General features: G+C 71.7%; 14 protein-coding genes. 10 read left to right on the top strand and 4 right to left on the bottom strand.

Features of this window, described 5'->3' with window-relative positions; genetic code table 11:
- Positions 1 to 100: 100 nt before the first annotated feature.
- From AC07RV_RS33560 to AC07RV_RS33570, 3 genes are read left to right on the top strand one after another with little or no spacing between them, the layout of a single operon-like run.
- Positions 101 to 481, top strand: coding sequence for a nuclear transport factor 2 family protein (locus AC07RV_RS33560; RefSeq protein ID WP_296779253.1), 381 nt, complete (start codon positions 101 to 103; stop codon positions 479 to 481).
- Complete coding sequence (locus AC07RV_RS33565) at positions 478 to 909, top strand: PaaI family thioesterase (RefSeq protein ID WP_296779255.1); 432 nt, start codon at positions 478 to 480, stop codon at positions 907 to 909. The genes AC07RV_RS33560 and AC07RV_RS33565 overlap by 4 nt, the downstream gene beginning before the upstream one ends.
- A complete protein-coding gene (locus AC07RV_RS33570) occupies positions 906 to 1,724 on the top strand; it encodes an MmyB family transcriptional regulator (RefSeq protein WP_208512629.1) in 819 nt (272 codons plus the stop codon). Before AC07RV_RS33565 ends, AC07RV_RS33570 begins: the two co-directional genes overlap by 4 nt.
- On the opposite strand, the gene AC07RV_RS33575 is transcribed toward AC07RV_RS33570, so the two are convergent.
- Positions 1,712 to 4,714 (bottom strand): CHAT domain-containing tetratricopeptide repeat protein, encoded by a 3,003-nt coding sequence (locus AC07RV_RS33575; protein WP_296779260.1) that lies wholly within the window; start codon positions 4,712 to 4,714, stop codon positions 1,712 to 1,714. The genes AC07RV_RS33570 and AC07RV_RS33575 overlap by 13 nt on opposite strands.
- Before the next feature lie 170 nt (positions 4,715 to 4,884).
- On the opposite strand from AC07RV_RS33575, the gene AC07RV_RS33580 reads away from it, so the two are divergent.
- From AC07RV_RS33580 to AC07RV_RS33590, 3 genes are read left to right on the top strand one after another with little or no spacing between them, the layout of a single operon-like run.
- Positions 4,885 to 5,325: a hypothetical protein gene (locus AC07RV_RS33580; RefSeq protein ID WP_296779262.1), complete on the top strand. Its 441-nt coding sequence runs from the start codon at positions 4,885 to 4,887 to the stop codon at positions 5,323 to 5,325.
- Between the two features lie 5 nt (positions 5,326 to 5,330).
- On the top strand, positions 5,331 to 6,188 hold the full coding sequence (locus AC07RV_RS33585; RefSeq protein WP_296779263.1) for a zinc ribbon domain-containing protein: 858 nt from the start codon (positions 5,331 to 5,333) through the stop codon (positions 6,186 to 6,188).
- A 17-nt stretch (positions 6,189 to 6,205) separates the two neighbouring features.
- Positions 6,206 to 6,529 carry a hypothetical protein gene (locus tag AC07RV_RS33590; protein ID WP_296779265.1) on the top strand — a complete coding sequence of 108 codons (324 nt, stop codon included), beginning with the start codon at positions 6,206 to 6,208 and terminating at the stop codon, positions 6,527 to 6,529.
- Positions 6,530 to 6,536: 7 nt separating this feature from the next.
- On the opposite strand, the gene AC07RV_RS33595 is transcribed toward AC07RV_RS33590, so the two are convergent.
- Positions 6,537 to 6,938, bottom strand: coding sequence for a PaaI family thioesterase (locus tag AC07RV_RS33595; RefSeq protein WP_296779269.1), 402 nt, complete (start codon positions 6,936 to 6,938; stop codon positions 6,537 to 6,539).
- 176 nt (positions 6,939 to 7,114) lie between these two features.
- Between AC07RV_RS33595 and AC07RV_RS33600 the strand changes: the two genes are divergently transcribed.
- Both AC07RV_RS33600 and AC07RV_RS33605 read left to right on the top strand, forming a co-directional pair.
- Complete coding sequence (locus AC07RV_RS33600; protein WP_296779274.1) at positions 7,115 to 7,552, top strand: RidA family protein; 438 nt, start codon at positions 7,115 to 7,117, stop codon at positions 7,550 to 7,552.
- A complete protein-coding gene (locus tag AC07RV_RS33605) occupies positions 7,549 to 7,869 on the top strand; it encodes a putative quinol monooxygenase (RefSeq protein ID WP_208508169.1) in 321 nt (106 codons plus the stop codon). Before AC07RV_RS33600 ends, AC07RV_RS33605 begins: the two co-directional genes overlap by 4 nt.
- Before the next feature lie 20 nt (positions 7,870 to 7,889).
- Here AC07RV_RS33605 and AC07RV_RS33610 read toward each other — a convergent pair whose 3' ends face one another.
- Both AC07RV_RS33610 and AC07RV_RS33615 read right to left on the bottom strand, forming a co-directional pair.
- Complete coding sequence (locus AC07RV_RS33610) at positions 7,890 to 8,642, bottom strand: SDR family oxidoreductase (protein WP_296779282.1); 753 nt, start codon at positions 8,640 to 8,642, stop codon at positions 7,890 to 7,892.
- A gap of 13 nt (positions 8,643 to 8,655) precedes the next feature.
- Positions 8,656 to 9,468 (bottom strand): alpha/beta fold hydrolase, encoded by an 813-nt coding sequence (locus tag AC07RV_RS33615; protein WP_208508171.1) that lies wholly within the window; start codon positions 9,466 to 9,468, stop codon positions 8,656 to 8,658.
- 408 nt (positions 9,469 to 9,876) lie between these two features.
- Here AC07RV_RS33615 and AC07RV_RS33620 point away from each other — a divergent pair, with 408 nt between their 5' ends.
- On the top strand, positions 9,877 to 14,991 hold the full coding sequence (locus AC07RV_RS33620; protein ID WP_296779601.1) for a trifunctional serine/threonine-protein kinase/ATP-binding protein/sensor histidine kinase: 5,115 nt from the start codon (positions 9,877 to 9,879) through the stop codon (positions 14,989 to 14,991).
- Positions 14,988 to 15,692 carry a response regulator transcription factor gene (locus tag AC07RV_RS33625; RefSeq protein ID WP_296779293.1) on the top strand — a complete coding sequence of 235 codons (705 nt, stop codon included), beginning with the start codon at positions 14,988 to 14,990 and terminating at the stop codon, positions 15,690 to 15,692. Before AC07RV_RS33620 ends, AC07RV_RS33625 begins: the two co-directional genes overlap by 4 nt.
- The last annotated feature ends 94 nt before the right edge of the window (positions 15,693 to 15,786 follow it).

Consider the following 15,786-nt stretch of genomic DNA (forward strand, 5'->3'; position numbering starts at 1 on the left):
GTCCAAGGTCATCGACAACCCAGGCGTCGCGTCGCATGATGGCCGACGTCGGCCGGCCCGTTGGGCCCCGGCGCCCCTCCCGGATTCGAAAGCCTTTCCCATGCCCACAGCAGAGACCCTCGAGAAATTCATCGCGCGCGTGGAGTCCAACTTCCACGCCGAAGCCCTCGCCGAGTTCTACACCGAGGACTCGTCCATGCAGGAGAACCAGTCGCCCCCGCGCGTGGGCCTGGCCGCCAACATCGCGCGCGAGCGCGCCACGCTGGCCCGCGCCTCCGCGGTCCGTTCGCAGTGCGTGCGGCCGGCCTTCGTGCAGGGCGACCATGTCGCGATCCGCTGGATCTTCGAGTTCGACTGGCTCGACGGCAGCAGCAGCCGCATCGAGGAGATCGCCTGGCAGCGCTGGTCGGGCGAGCGCATTGCGGCGGAGCAGTTCTTCTACGACCCCGCGCAGATGGCGCCGAAGAAGCCCGCGCCATGAGCGAGCCCAAGCAACTGGCCTACGCACGCTCGGTGCTGCAGGCCCAGCCCTTCAGCGTGCTGCTGGGTACCGAGATCCTGGCCTTCGGCCCCGCACTCACCGAACTGCGCCTCGCGCTGCGACCCGAGCTCAAGCAGCAGCACGGCTTCGCCCATGGCGGCGTGCTCAGCTACCTGGCCGACAACGCGCTGACCTTCGCGGGTGGCAGCGCGCTGTCCGATGCCGTCGTCACCGCCGAGTACAAGATCAACTATGTGCGCCCCGCGCAGGGCGACACGCTGCTCGCGCGCGCTCGCGTGCTGCACGGCGGCAAGCGCCAGGCCGTCTGTGCCTGCGAGATCTTCGCGATCGACGCCGAAGGCGGCGAGAAGCTGGTGGCCGTCGCCCAGGGCACGATCTCCGCGATGGGCGAGCGGCCGGCCGTGTGAGCATCGCGCTGATCCTGCGCCGCACGCGGCTCGAGCACGGCATCAGCCAGCTCGAGCTGGCGGGGCGTCTCGACGTCTCGCAGCGGCACATCAGCTTCCTCGAATCGGGTCGCGCGCTGCCGAGCCGCAGCCTGATCCTCGCGTGGATGGCCGAGCTGGGCGTGCCGGTGTCGGTGCGCAACGCAGCGTTGTTGCAATGCGGCTTCGCACTGCCGCAGCCCGACGAGGACACGCAAGGCGCCGAAGCCACCCTCGTGCGCGAGGCCGTGCGTCGCACGCTCGAGGCGCACCTGCCGCATCCGGGCCTGGCCTTCGATGCCGACTGGAAGACGGTGGAGCAGAACCGTGGCGCGCGCTGGCTGTCGTCGGTCGTGATGCCCGGGCTCTGGCGCACGGCCGGCGGTGGCGGCATGGGCCTGGACATCATCACGGCCATCGGCCATCCGCAGGGCCTGTTGTCGCGCGCCCGCGAACCCGAGGCCACGGCCGCCGCGCTGCTCACGCAACTGCGCGCCGAAACCTGGAGCCGGCCTGCGCTCGCCTCGCGCGTCGAATGGCTTGCGCGCGCGCTCGAGCGCCGCTATCCGGGCCGCATGCCCGAACGCGGCCGCGCGGTCGGCGTGCCGTATTTCAGCTTCGTCTTCGACACCGAGTTCGGTGCGCTGTCCTTCGAGGTCATGCAGAGCGTGTTCGCGCTGCCGCAGGACGTGACGCCGGCCTCGCTGCGCGTGGAGATGTGGTTCCCGCGCGATCGGGCCACCTCCGAGGCGATGGCGCGCCACGTTCCCTTGGCGCCCGCGCTTCAGGTGCCGTAGAGCACGAACGGCGCCCAGTAGGCGGGCTTGCGCAGGCGTTCGCCGTATTCGCCCTCGGCGAAGGCACGCTTGGTCTCCGCCAGCGCGCGTTCCACCGGCAGCCTGCGCTCGATGCGCGCGAAGAAGGCCTCCATGAAGCGGGCCGTGCTCTCGTCGCTGACCGGCCACAGCGTCATCACCGTGTTGACGTTGCCCGCCACGTACAGCGCATAGGGCAGTCCCATCACGCCGTCGCCCGCCACCACCTTGCCGATGCCGGTCTCGCAGGCCGACATCACAACCAGGTCGCTGCGCAAGGTATAGCCCGGCCATTCCGCGGCCGTGACATAGCCGTCCACCGACGGCGGGTTGTCGACCTGGCCCAGCACCAGCGCGCTCAGCGCCGGCACGCTCGGGCTCAGGTAGCCGTGCACCGAGAACAGCAGGTGCCGGTACTTCGCGAGCTCGCCGCCGCGGTCGAGCCGCTGCAGGTTCTGCTCGGTCGCGTCGGCGCCGCTGATCACCTCGACCTGGCGATGCCGGAACACGCGCGCGATGCTCTCGAGTTCGCGCTGCGTGCCAGGCAGGTTCTCCCAGCTGTTCTCGCGCAATTCCTCGACCGCCGCGCCGATGCCTTCCTCGCTCTCGGCCGAGGCCCGGGCCGACAGCAGCGCGTCGTCGCCGGCGGCCGCGCCGCGTTTGGCCGAAGGCTGTGCCGCCCGTGCATTGCCTTCGTACACCGGATTGCCGATCGCCAGCATCGCCTTGCGCGGCGGCAGGCGGCCGTAACTGGCCGCGCGGCGCTGCAGCAGTTCCATCATCGAGAGCGACTGCACATAGCCCACGCTGTGGCGCTGCGCGAGCAGCTCGCCGTCGACGGGCAGCGCCTCGAAGGGCAGCATCGCGAGCGCGCCATCGGGAGAGACGATCAGCCGCCGCCGTGTGCCGATGCTCGCCTGCAGCGGCGCGATGAGCCGCCGCGACAGCCATTGCCCGATCGGCGCCGTATCGCTCACGCGTTGCGCGCCCTCCTGCGGCGGCTGCGCGGCCGGTGCCACGCGATAGCGCTCGGGCCCGAGCTGCCACACCGCCTGCCCCTCGCCGAGCGCATCGCCCACCAGCCGGCGGTAGGCATCGATGCTGTCGGCCAGGCCGGGTAGCGGTGCGAGCTCGGTGGCCTGCAGCAGCCCGCTGCCGTCGACCACGAAGGCCATCACGCGGTCGCCATCGAGCAGGTAGCTCACGAACACGCTGTCGGCCGGCAGCAGCCGCTTCGCATCGGCCAGCGAGGCGAGGTGCGGCTGCGACTGCTGCGCGTACTTCGGATGCTGCGAACGCAGCCGCCGCTGCAGGTCGGCATAGGACAGCACCACGCGGTTGCGCTCGGCCTCCAGCGTCTGGCGCCGGTCGACCTGCGCGCCGGTCTCGTCGAGGCTGCGGTCGATGCGCGCCAGCTCGGCCTCGTGCCGGTCGACCGCTTCCTGCTCCTTCGCGGGCAGCAGCCGGCCGCGGTTGGCCTGCTGCAGCGCCGTGCTCTCGATCAGCGTGCGCGCCTTCGACAGCTCCGCGATCTCGAAGGCCCGCGCGTTCTCGCCGTCGCGCACGCTGGCCAGCGCATGGTGGCGATAGCCTTCCACGTAGCGTTCGAACAGCGCGCGCCGGCTCTTCACGCTCAGGCCGTGCTGCGCCCGCAGCGCTTCCACGTCGCGCTGGAACTGCGGCATCAGCGGCTTCACCGTGTCGAGCCGGTCGGCTGCCAGCGCGGCGCCCATGCGCTCGATCAGCGACAGCAGCGTTTCGGGATGCGCGTCGCCCAGCAGCGCGCGCCGGCCCTCGTGCGCGCGCTCGAACAGCGCGAGCGCCTCGTTCGCATCGCCGGCCGACAGCACCGAGCGGCCCAGGCTGTGCACCGCGGCCAGCGTCAGCGGATGTTGCTCGCCCATCAGCGCGACGCGGATGTCGAGCGCCTCGCGCGAGCGCTGCGCCGCTTCTTCGTGCCGGCCCTGCGCCTCGAGCACGCTCGCGTAGACGTTGAGCGCGTAGAGCGTGTCGGGATGGCCCGCGCCGCGCGCGGCCGCGAGCTGCGTCCAGGCCATGCGCGCCTTGTCGTGCGCCGCGCCGAGCCGGCCCATGCGCCGCAGCTCTATGGCCTCGGCGCTCGCGGCCCGCGCGCTGCGCGGATCGGCGTCGCCGTGGGCCGCGGCCGTGAGCTCGTGCACGCGCTGCGCATAGGCCAGGGCCTCGCGGTGGCGGTACAGCGCCGAGTAGGTGGCCGACAGGCTGGCCAGCGAACTCAGCGTGTCGGGTGCCTGCGCGCCCAGAACGCGGCGGCGCGCTTCGTAGACCTGCTCGTGCAGCTTCAGCGCCTCGGCGAAACGGCCGAGGTCGGTGAGGTTCACCGCCACCGCATTGCGCATGCGCAGCGTCGTCGGATCGTCGGCGCCCCATTGCGCCTGCGCGGCTGCCGCAAGCTCGTCACCGATCGCCAGCGCCTCGCCGTAGCGGCCCGATTCGCCGAGCGTGCCCGCGAGGTTGTGGCGCGCGACCAGCGTGTTGCGCGCGGCCGGGCCGGCCGATTTCAGCGTAAGGCGATGGATCTCCTCCTGCAGTGCGAGCGCCTCGCGGCAGCGGCCGACCTTGCACAACTGCAGCGCGAGTGCGTTGCGGCCCGACAGCGCCGCATTGGCCTCGCGGCCCCAGAAGGCATCGCGCCAGGCTGCGCGCTGTTCGAGCCATGCCAGCAGGGCGGCATCGTCGGCGCGCGCATCGCTGTTGTCGGCGAGCCGGCCGAGGATCAGGTCCTTCGCGAGAAAGGCCTCCATCGACAGCGAAGTCGCCTGCTCACGCGGCAACTGCCGCAGCGCGCGGCGGAGCAGTTCGTCGCTGTCGCGAAAGCGGCCGGCTTTCTCGAACTCGTCGGATTCGCGCACGAGGCCGCCGACTTCCGAATAGGCCGCGCCCAGCGGCGGAAACGGCGGTGCGGCCGCGGCGGCCAGCGGCAGCAGGAGCACTGAAAGAAGGAGGCGGTGGAGCAGCGTGGGCAATGACATCTTTCGCGCGGTGGATGCCCCGAAGCTAAGGGCGCCGGCGCGGCTTCACGACTACGAGCTTTCGTAGCGCGAGGCCCGCTGCGATGGCGCGAGACTTTGGTCTTCGGCAATGGCGAATGGCGAGGCAATCGATGTTCAAAGGAAAGTTCTCAACCCTGGTCTTCCTGCTCTGCGGCGCGGCGTACTGCCATGCCGCCTCCAGCCTCGAGCTGATCACCGATGCCGAAGCGAAGCTGCCTTCGGCCTATCTGGAGAACAAGCGCGCCGGCCTCACGCGCGGGCCCGGCATCGAGGTCGCGAGCCCGAGCACCGAGGCCGGCCGCGAGGCGGTCGCGCTGAAGATCGGCTTCAAGCCGCGCGGCGGCGTCGTGATCGATCCGAAGACGGTGAAGGTGCAGTACATGAAGGAACCGGTGGTCGATCTCACCGAGCGCGTGCGGCCCTACATCAGCGACACCGGCATCGCGATCGATGCCGCACGCGTGCCCGCGGGCGAGCACCAGCTGCGCGTGCAGGTCGGCGATGCCGAGGGTCGCGTCAGCAGCAAGTTGATCCAGTTCAAGGCGCAGTAGGCCGCATGGGCGTTGCCGCAACCTCGCCGGACGCGCCGCGCACGGTCGCCTGCCCCTACTGTGCCGAACCCATCGCCGAGCAGGCGCTGGCGTGCCGGCACTGCGGGCGCGACCTGTTCTTCTTCGCGCCGTTGCGGCGCGAGCTCGAGGCGCTGTCGCGGCGGGTCGCGGAACTCGAGGGGGCGCTGAGTGCATCGCGCAGCGCGGCGGCGATGCCCGTTGCCGCTCCCGTGGACGCGCCGGTCGCGGCACCGGAAGCAGCCGAGCCCGCGATCCCGCCAACCCCGGCACAACCCCAGCGCCCCGGCATCGGCTCGGTGCTGCTGTTCCTCGTGCTGCCCGTGCTGTGCCTGGTCGCGATGCATGCCGTCACCATCGTGCTGCTCGACCTCAACGAGCTGTACCTGCGCGTGGCCTCGGTGATGCTGCCGCTGGGCCTGGGCATGCTGTTCGTCGCGCTGTTCAGGGTGCGGCTGCCCTACCAGCTGCTGATGGCCGTGGCCATCGCCGTGCTGTCGGTGCTCGGCATGGCGGCTGTCATCGCCTACACCGACGACGTGCCGCTGATGCCGCAAGGCGCGCGCGAATGGCGCGAGATCCTCTACTACGTGACGAGCATCGCGTTCAGCCACATCACGGGCATCTTCACCGGCCTGCTGGTGTTCCATCGCCGCAACCGCGGCATCGACCGGCTCTCGCACCGCCTCGCGAGCGCGCTCACCGACGGTTCGCCCGCACCGGGCAAGGCGCAGCGGCTGCGCCAGTACACCGAGCGCATCCGCGACTTCATCACGCTGGTCACGCCGATCGTGACCGCCATCGTCTCGGTGGTCACGGGCATCGTGACCTTGCTCAAGAAGTAGGGAAGCACCGGCCGACCATGGCCAATGTCCTGCATGCGCTGTCGCCGAAGGATGGCGTGCCGCGCCGTGCGCGCTGGCGAGGCTGTGCGTTTCACCCGCACAAGCCCGCCAAAGGAGGTCCCATGGCAGCCAATACCCGCAGCGCCGAGCACGCAGAGAACACCGAGCCGCTTCCGCGCGAGGAGCCCGAGGTCACCCGCGAGGAGTCGGTGCCGACCGACGGCCGCGACACCGAAGGCGAGAAGCTGATGAAGGAAGTGAAGAACCCGAAGCTCCACGAGCCGGGTCTGGCCGAACACAAGACGCCCGAGAAGGCCGAGGGCGGCAAGAAAGCCGCCTGATCCTCGGTCAGTCGAGCACGAGCTGCGTCTGCGTCACCAGTGCACAGAGCCGCCCGTCGGCATTGGTGACCGAGGTCTGCCACACCATCGTCGTGCGGCCCCGGTGCAGCGCCACGCAGGTGCCGGTCACGGTCGTGCCCAGCTTCGCGCCCGCGATGAACTTGGTGCTCGAATCGGTGGTGGTCGTGCGCTTGCCCTCGGGCAGGTTCGCGATCGTGCCGACCGCGCCCAACGTGTCGGCAAAGGCCATGTAGGCGCCGCCGTGCAGGATGCCGCCGGCGGTGCAGAGGTCGGCACGCACCTCCATCTGCGCCACCACGCGATCGGGTTCCAGCACGGTGAGGCGCACGCCCATCAGGCCGGGGAAGATCGGTTCCAGCAGTTGCTGGAGCGAGGCGATGTCGAGCATGCGGGTCTCCTTGCGTGTGCGTCGATCCTAGCCAGCAGCGGGCGCATCGCCAGGCGGGTTTTCCGCGTCGCTGCCCGCGCGCGGAAAGTGCTTGACCTCCAGTGCACTCGAGCCCTTGCAATGGCGGCGGCCCCGATGGGCCGATGCTTCCACCGCCATTGAAAGGACCTCTCCCGATGACCCATGCACCGAGCTCCACGCTGTTCCACAACCCCGCGACCCTGCCGCCACCGGTGGGCTACTCGCACGTGGTGCAGTCCCGGGGCGGCCGCCTCATCCACGTGTCGGGTCAGGCCGCGCGCGACGCCGATGGCGCGCTGGTCGGCGAAGGCGACTTCACCGCGCAGCTGCATCAGTGCTTCCTCAATATCCAGCACGCGCTCGAAGCCGTGGGCGCGTCGATGGCCGACCTCGTCAAGCTCAACTACTTCTGCGACGAGCGCGTGCCCCAGGTGGACCTGCGCTCGGTGGTCGTCGTGCGCGACCGCTTCGTGAACACGCAGCGGCCGCCGGCCAGCAGCTTCGTCGTGGTCAAGCGCCTGGTGCGGCCCGAGTGGCTGATCGAGATCGAGGCCGTGGCGCATGTCGCCGCAATCGAAGGGAGCGACGCATGATCGCGGTGCTCGGGCATATCGAGGTCGACCCTCGGGCCGCCGAACGCCTGCGGCAACTGGGCATGGTGCTCGAGTGCGCTACGCGCGCGGAGCCGGGCTGTCGCCACTACGCCATCGGATTCGACGCGCAGGTGGCGGGGCGTGCATGGCTCAGCGAGCTGTGGGACGACGACGGCGCCCTGCAGGCCCATTTCGAGACGCCCCACATGAAGGAATTCCGCGCCTGCCTCGCGGCGCTGCCGGGACTGGCGGTCGATGCGACGCGCTACCGCGTCGAGGCCGGCGAGGTGCTTGTGCGGCGCGGGCATCGGACATGAGAGCGCCGCGGGCGACGCCTTCAGAGCGTGAGCCCGCCGTCGATCGTGAAGCTCGCGCCGGTCACGTAGCGGGCTTCGTCGCTCGCCAAGTAGGCGATCAGGCCCGCGATCTCGCGCGGCTGCGCGACCCGCTTGAGCGGGCTCATGCCGGCCAGCGCGTCGATCGCGCCGGCATTCATGTCGGTGTCGGTCGGGCCGGGCTGGACGTTGTTGACCGTGATGCCGCGCGGCGCGAGGTCCAGCGCCACGCCCTTGACCAGGCCCGCGACTGCGGTCTTCGTCAGCTGGTAGACGCTCGCGCCGGCCAGGCCGGTGCGGATCGCCACGTTGCTGCCGATCGTGACGACGCGTGCGCCGTCGCGCAGGTGCGGCAGCGCGGCCTGGATCGCGAGGTAGACGCCGCGCACGTTCACGTCGAGCATGCGGTCGAGGTCCTCGAGGCTCACCGTGTCGATGGTGCCCATGCGCAGCAGGCCGGCGTTGACCACCAGCACGTCGATGCTGTCGAAGCGCTCGACCGCGCGCGCCACGGCGTGGCGGATTGCCGCGGGATCTGCGCTGTCCGCCTCGATCGCCAGCGCCTGTGCGCCGCCGGATTCCACGGTGGCCACCACTTCGCTGGCCTTGTCGGGGCGCGACACGTAGGTGAAGGCCACGGCATGGCCGTCGGCCGCGAGGCGCTGCACGGCGGCGGCACCGATGCCGCGTGCCCCGCCGAAGACCAGTGCCGTCTTCACGCCGTTAGTGCCCTTTGTGATGTTCATGTCGTTCATGGCGTGCTCCTTCTCAACGGCTCGCAGCCTCGACGATCACGCGCGTGACCGCCTCGGGCTGCGAGGTCATCACCACATGCGAGGCGCCCTTGACCACCACCGTCTTCTTCGCATGCGCGCGCTCGGCCATAAAAGCCATCGCGGCCGGCGGAATGTTCTTGTCGCGATCGCCATAGACGAACCACGAGGGCACCGACTTCCAGGCCGGCGCCTGCGCCGCTTCGTTGAGCGCGGCCTCGGCGATCGGGCGCTGGCCCACGGCCATCAGGCGCGCCTGGGCCAGCGGCACGTCGGCGGCGAACTGCGCGGGAAACTTGCCCTGGTCGATGTAGAGGTCCTTGCCGCCGTCGGCCAACGGCACCGGCGGTGCCAGCGTCGGGCCGAGCGTGCTGCCCGGAAACTGGCCGGTGAGACCGAGCGCGGTTTCGCCGGCCTCGGGCGCGAAGGCCGCCACGTAGACCAGCGCCTTCACGTTGGGCTTGCCGTTGGCGGCCGCCGTGATGACCGAGCCGCCATACGAGTGGCCCACGAGCACCACGGGCCCCTTCACCGAATCGACCACGGCGGCGACCGAGGCCGCGTCGGAGGCCGGACCGCGCAGCGGATTCGCGGCCGCGATCACGGGGTAGTGGCGTTTCTGCAGGTCGCGCACCACGCCGTCCCAGCTCGACGAGTCGGCGAAGGCGCCGTGCACCAGCACGATGGTGGGTTTGGGCGCCGGTGCGCCGGGCGCGGGCTGCGCGAAGGTGGCCAACGGCGCGAGGGCGGCGAGGCCGAAGGCGCCGGCGAGGAGGGTGGCGCCGAGGCGGCGGGAGATCGGGGTCATGGTGTCTTTCCTTGCTTGAACAGGGGGAGGAGGGTGGTCGGCATCGGCCGATGGCGCTGAATCTAGGGGTGCTGCCGCACGTGCCCGCCGCGCTCTGTATGCCTGTGTGTCCAGGCGACCCATGAGCACATTACTTTTCATGCCGGGGTGTCAAAACCCCGCTTCGGCGCCGTCGCCTAACAACGCCTAACACCCGCCAACGCCAGCCGCCGTCGCTGCGCGACCAGCGCGGTTCCAATCGAAGCCGACAGTCAGAAGCAGCCGAGGGACCGGGAAACATGGACGGCGCATCTGCATCGCACGGCCGCCGTGGCGGCCCGCTCAACGCAGGAGGCTCACACCATGCAGGATCAGGAACTCGGTGAACGCAACCCGGCGGCGGCGCCCGATCCGCTCGAACGGCAGGCCATGCCGTTCCAGGACTTTCGCGAGCTCAGCGGCGGCATGCCGCGGCTCGAACGCGCGCGGGCCGGCGCCGGGCCCACGTCGCTGGTCGCGGGTCGGGGCCAGGCCACGCCGGCCGCGGCCGCGCTGCTGCAGCGCGAGTACGGCATGCGCCATGTGCTGCGCGACGACTGGGCCGCGCTTCCCGTCGCGCTGATGCCGCACGGCGAAGGCGCGCTGCTGGTGCTGCGCGATCCGGGTGGCGAGACCGTGCGCGGCAGCGGCGCGCGCGCCAGCGACACGGCGGCCTTCCTCGATCTCGCGCTGCGGCTTGTCGCCGCCGTCGGCGCGATGCATGCGGCCGGCGTGCTGCATCGCGCGATCACGCCCGACCGCCTGCTGCTCGCGCCCGACGGCCGCGCCTGCCTCACCGGCTTCGGCCATGCCGCCACCCTGTCGGACGCCGAGGCCGCGCCCGATCACGGCGAGGCCGCCTGGGACGAGGACTGCTTCCATTACATGGCGCCCGAGCTGGGCGCGCGCATGAACCTGCGCGTGGACGCGCGCGCCGATCTCTATTCGCTGGGCTGCGTGCTCTACGAGTTGCTGACGGGCCGCCCGCCGTTCCAGGGCGAGGATGCCGCGGCACGCGTCCATGCGCATGCGACCCGCACCGCGCGCGCGCCCGGCGAGCTGGTGGCGGGCGTGCCCGAGCAGCTCTCGCTGCTGATCATGAAGCTGCTCGAGAAGGCGCCCGAGCAGCGCTACGCGGACGCCGCCGGCGTGCTGGCCGACCTGCGCCGCTGCGACACCCTGCTGCGCGAGCGCGGCGGCATCCCGCGCTTCGCGCTCGATGCCCATTCGGCGCTGCGCCGGCTGCCGCGCCTCACGCGCGTGCTGGGCCGCGATGCCGAACTCGAGGCGCTGCTCGCGCTGTACCGTGGCGTTGCGCTCGATGCGCGCTCGCGCGTGGCCTGGGTCTCGGGCCACTCGGGCATCGGCAAGTCGACGCTGCTGCGCGAGGCCATGCTGCGCATGCAGCAGTCGTGCGCGCCGCTGCTGGCCACGGCCAAGAGCGAGGAGGGGCGCCGCGGCCGGCCCTATGCGCTGGTGGTCGATGTGCTCGAGCAGCTGCTGCAGTTCGTGCTCGGTTGCGCCGAGGACGAGTTCGCGCTCTGGCGCCGCCGCATCGCCGCCGCGGCCAAGCCGGTCGACCGCACCCTCGCGGGGCTGCTGCCCGCGCTCGCCGTCGTGCTCGGCGCACAGCCCGAGCCACCCGATGCGCCCGACGCCGCTCCCGGCCTCGAGCGCGAACGGGTGCTCCAGGGCATGGCGCGGCTGCTGGCCTGCTTCGCGAGTTCGGCGCGGCCGCTCGTGATCCTGCTCGACGACCTGCAATGGGCCGATGCCGGCACCCTGCAGGTGCTCGAGCGCCTGCTGCACCAGCACGAGGACGCGGCCCTGCTGCTGGTGGGCGCCTACCGCGCGGGCGAGGTGGCCGAGGACCATCCGCTGCGCGCCGGCCCGCTCGCGCAGGTGCCCGGCGCCGCGCGCATCGAACTCGGCCCGCTCGACGAAGCCGCGCTGCGCGAGATGATCGCGCAGGCGCTGCAGCAGGCTCCCGACGAGGTCGACGAACTCGCGCGCGCCATCGGCCACAAGACCGGGCGCAATCCGCTCTTCGCGCACCACCTGCTGCATCTGCTGGCCGACGACGGCGTGCTCGTCTACGACGCGGACAGCGCCTCATGGCGCTGGAGCCTCGAACGACTCGCCTCGCACCCGGGTGTGGACAACGTGGCCGAGCTGATGGCGCGCCGCTTCGAGTTGCTGCCTGCGTCCGCGCAGGCGGCGCTGCGCGTCATGGCCTGCCTCGGCCACCGTGCCTCGGCCGAGTCGCTCGCGGTGGCCATGGGCCTGGCGCCCGGCGCCGAGGCGACGCGCGCGCTCGATGCGGTGCTCGAACCCGCGCTCGAGGCCGGCAGCGTGCACTGCGAGGGCGAGGACTGGGTGTTCTGGCACGACCGCATCCGCGAAGCCGCCTACCTCTCGCTCGCGGCCGGCGAGCGTCCGGGCCTGCACCTGCAGATCGTGCGCCGCCAGCTCGCGAATCAGGGCATGCACCAGGGCACGTATCAGGGCGCGCCGTCGCAGCGCTTCACGCTCGCCGTGCAGGCCAGTCTCGCGCGACCGGCCGTCGACGCGCCCGAGGAGCGGCGCGCCTTCGCGCGGCTCAACCTCGAGGCCGGCCGGCAGGCCAAGGCCGCCACCGCCCATCACTCGGCGCTCGGCTTCTTCCGTGCCGCGCTGGCCTTCCTGGGCGAAGACGACGCGAGCGAGGACGGCCTGCATGCACGCGCCCTGTGCGGCGAGGCCGAGTTCATGACCGGTGCGCTCGAGGTGGCCGAGGCACGGCTGGCGGCGCTCGAGCAGGTCGCGGGCGAGGGCATCTTCGGCGCCGATCTCACGCGTCTGCGCGCGGCGCTTTACACCACGCTGGGCCGTTTCGACCGCGCGCTCGACGTCGGCCTGGCCTTCCTGCGCAAGGCCGGCATCGAGCTGCCGCGCCAGCCCGATGCCGCCGCGGTGGACCGCGAGCATGCGGCCCTGCAGGCCTGGATCGAGCGCCACGGCATGGCCGCCTTCCGGCAGTTGCCGATCGTGGCCGACCCGCTGCGCCGCGCCATCACCGACATCTTTGCCGACCTGATCCCGCCCGCGCTCTACACCGACCAGAACCTGGTCGACCTGATCCTGCTGCACATGGCGCGGCTGGGCATCGCGCACGGCCATGCCGATGCCTCGGCCGACGGCTACGTCTGCATGACGCAGGTGTTCGGCGTGCGCTACGGCGACTACGCCACGGCGCGCGAGTTCGGCGCGCTCGCGCTGCACCTGGTCGACGAGCGCGGCCTCGCGCGCTACCGCGGCCGGGTCTACATGACCTTCGGCACCATGGTCGTTCCGTGGTCGCAGCCCGCGCGCGCGGCACGTGACTACATCCGGCGCGCCTACGAGCTCGCCGTGGCGAGCGGCGACCACACCTTCGCGATCTACTGCGGGCGCAACCAGGCCACGGGCATGCTGTTCGCGGGCGAGCTGCTGGGCGACGTGCGCGACACGGTCGAGCGCGGCCTGGCGATTGCGCGCGACGCCAACTTCCAGCTCGTGATCGACGCGTTGCTCGCGCAGAAGCAGCTGTTGTCGCAACTGCAGGACGGCAGCGACGGCGACCCGCAGGCGCAGCCGCGCGTGCCACGCGAGGGCGATCCCGCCACGCTCGTGGACTTCGCGTTCTGGGTCTATCGCCTGCAGGCCGCGCTGCTGTTCGGCCGGCTCGACGAGGCACTCGAGGCGCGCCGCCGCGCCGAGGCCTGCGCCGATTCGGCGCGCACCTTCGCCGAGAGCGGCGACCTGCCGTTCTACGGCGCGCTGGCGCTGCTCGCGCTGCCCGAACGCGACGCCACGCAGCAGGCCGCGCTGCGGCGCGACCTGGCCCAGCTCGAGACCTGGGCCCTGGCCTGCCCCGGCAACTTTCTCGCGCGGCACGAACTGGTGCGCGCAGAGCGCCTGCGCATCGATGGCGATCCCGCGGCCGCGGTCGAGGCCTATGCGCGCGCCGTGACGCATGCGCGCCGCCACGGCTTCACGCAGGTGGAGGCGCTGGCGGCCGAACGTGCCGGTGCCTTCCATGCGGCGCGCGGCGACGAGCTGTCGGCCTACGGCAATCTGCGGCATGCGCGCGGCGCCTGGCAGCGCTGGGGCGCCATGGCCAAGGTGCGGCTGCTGCAGGCCGAGTACCCCGGCCTGTTCGAGAGCGACGAGCAGGTGGGCGCCGGCAGCCGGCTGCAGGCGCTCGATGCGCAGGCCGTGCTGCGCATCTCGAACGCGCTGGCCAGCGAGATCGTGCCCGAGCGCCTGGTCGACACCCTGCTGCGCACCGCGCTCGAGAACGCCGGTGCCGAGCACGGCACGCTGGCGCTGCTGCGCGAGGACGCCTGGCAACTGCGCGCGCGGGCCTCGGTGGTCGACGGCACGATCGCCGTCACGCAGGAGGCCGCGGCTTTCGGGCCCGACGTTCTGCCGCTCGGCATCGTGCAGGCCGTTGCACGCACCCAGCAGCACATGGTGATCGACGATGCGCGCGAGAACGCCGCGCTTGCGCAGGACGACTACATCCGCCGGCGCCGGCCGCGCTCGGTGCTGTGCGTGCCGCTGATGCGCCATGCGCGCCTGGTCGGCGTGCTCTACCTCGAGAACAACCTCGCCTCGCACGTCTTCACCCCGGCCAAGGCCGAGGTGCTCGAGGTGATCGCCTCGCAGGCCGCCTTCGCGCTCGAGAACGCTCGCCTGTACGAGGAACTGGTCGACCAGAACCGGCAGCGTGCCCGTGCCGAGGAGCAGTTGCGCGGCGCGCTCACCGACCTCGAGCGCGCGACCCGGCTCAAGGCCATGGGCGAGCTGGTCGCGTCGATCGTGCACGAGGTCGGCCAGCCGATCGCCGCCGTCGACACCTCTGCGAGCGCCGCGCTGCGCTGGCTCGACCGCAGCCCGCCCGACATCGCCGAGGCGCGCGAGATGCTCGCCCACATCGGCAAGAGCGCGCTGCGCGCGCGCAGCATCATCCAGGCCCTGCGCGCCAAGGCACGCAATGCCGAGCCGCGGCTCGCGGCCTTCGACCTCAACGAGGCGCTGCGCGAAGCGGCCGTGCTGGTGGCCGGCCCGCTCGACACGCTCGGCGTGGCGCTCGAGCTGCGCGGCCTGGAGGCCCCCGTGCTGGTGCATGGCGACCGCGTGCAGCTGCAGCAGGTGGTGGTCAACCTGCTGATGAACGGCGCCGAGGCCATGGCTTTGCTGCCGCCGGGCCCGCGTCCGCTGTGCCTGAGCTGTGGCGGCGATGGCGAGGGCCGCGTGCGCGTGACCGTGGACGACGCCGGCACCGGCATCGGCGCAGAAGCGGGCGAGCACCTGCTGAAGCCGCTGTTCACGACCAAGGCCGATGGCATGGGCATGGGCCTGGCGATCTGCAAGTCGATACTCGACGCGCATGGCGGCACCTTGTCGCTGTCGCGGCGCGAGCCTGCGGGCACGCGCGCCGTCTTCACCTTGCCCCTGTCCGAACCCGGCCTCGCCCCATGACCTCTTCCCAAAACCTCCTCACCAGATCCCCGGGCACCCCGCTGGCCGGCGACGCGCGCGTGGTGTTCGTCGTCGACGACGACGACCTGGTGCGCGCCGCCATCGGCAGCCTGCTGCGCTCGGTCGACCTCGAGGTGCGCGCCTTCGCCACCACCGAGGAGTTCCAGGCGGCACCGCGCGCGCCCGGGCCCTCGTGCCTGGTGCTCGACGTGCGCCTGCGCGGCCAGAGCGGCCTTGCGTTCCAGCAGGCCCTGCGCGAGGCCGGCCGTCCGCACATGCCGATCATCTTCATGACCGGCCACGGCGACATCGCGATGACCGTGCGCGCCATGAAGGCCGGCGCCGTCGACTTCCTCACCAAGCCCTTTCGCGACCAGGACATGCTCGACGCCGTGGCCGCCGCGCTCGATGCCGATGCCGGGCGGCTCGACACCGACCGCGCGCTCCAGGCCTCGCGCGACTGCTGGGCCCTGCTCACGCCGCGCGAGCGCGAGGTGGTGCAGCACGTGGCCTCGGGCCTCATGAACAAGCAGATCGCCGACCGCATGGGCATTGCCGAGATCACCGCGAAGATCCACCGCGGCCAGGCCATGCGCAAGATGGAATCGCGCTCGGTCGCCGAGTTGGTGCGCAAGATGGAAGCGCTCGGCGTCGTGCAGGGCCTGCCGCGCGCGCAGCCGGCCGTCGCGCACCATACCTAGAGATGATGGCGCCGCGCCGTGCCGCCGGTATTCTGCAAGCCCGGGTCGTGCCCGCGTGTCCTGCGCCATCGTCCAGAGCCCGGTAGAGAACGGG

The sequence above is a fragment of the Variovorax sp. GW821-FHT09B01 genome, assembly GCF_059418345.1.

Coding starts and splice junctions, on each gene's coding strand:
- AC07RV_RS33615 (WP_208508171.1), bottom strand. CDS start 9,468: ATGACCCCGATCTCCCGCCGCCTCGGCGCCACCCTCCTCGCCGGCGCC.
- AC07RV_RS33620 (WP_296779601.1), top strand. CDS start 9,877: ATGCCGTTCCAGGACTTTCGCGAGCTCAGCGGCGGCATGCCGCGGCTC.
- AC07RV_RS33600 (WP_296779274.1), top strand. CDS start 7,115: ATGACCCATGCACCGAGCTCCACGCTGTTCCACAACCCCGCGACCCTG.
- AC07RV_RS33565 (WP_296779255.1), top strand. CDS start 478: ATGAGCGAGCCCAAGCAACTGGCCTACGCACGCTCGGTGCTGCAGGCC.
- AC07RV_RS33585 (WP_296779263.1), top strand. CDS start 5,331: ATGGGCGTTGCCGCAACCTCGCCGGACGCGCCGCGCACGGTCGCCTGC.
- AC07RV_RS33605 (WP_208508169.1), top strand. CDS start 7,549: ATGATCGCGGTGCTCGGGCATATCGAGGTCGACCCTCGGGCCGCCGAA.
- AC07RV_RS33590 (WP_296779265.1), top strand. CDS start 6,206: ATGGCCAATGTCCTGCATGCGCTGTCGCCGAAGGATGGCGTGCCGCGC.
- AC07RV_RS33560 (WP_296779253.1), top strand. CDS start 101: ATGCCCACAGCAGAGACCCTCGAGAAATTCATCGCGCGCGTGGAGTCC.
- AC07RV_RS33580 (WP_296779262.1), top strand. CDS start 4,885: ATGTTCAAAGGAAAGTTCTCAACCCTGGTCTTCCTGCTCTGCGGCGCG.
- AC07RV_RS33625 (WP_296779293.1), top strand. CDS start 14,988: ATGACCTCTTCCCAAAACCTCCTCACCAGATCCCCGGGCACCCCGCTG.
- AC07RV_RS33610 (WP_296779282.1), bottom strand. CDS start 8,642: ATGAACGACATGAACATCACAAAGGGCACTAACGGCGTGAAGACGGCA.
- AC07RV_RS33595 (WP_296779269.1), bottom strand. CDS start 6,938: ATGCTCGACATCGCCTCGCTCCAGCAACTGCTGGAACCGATCTTCCCC.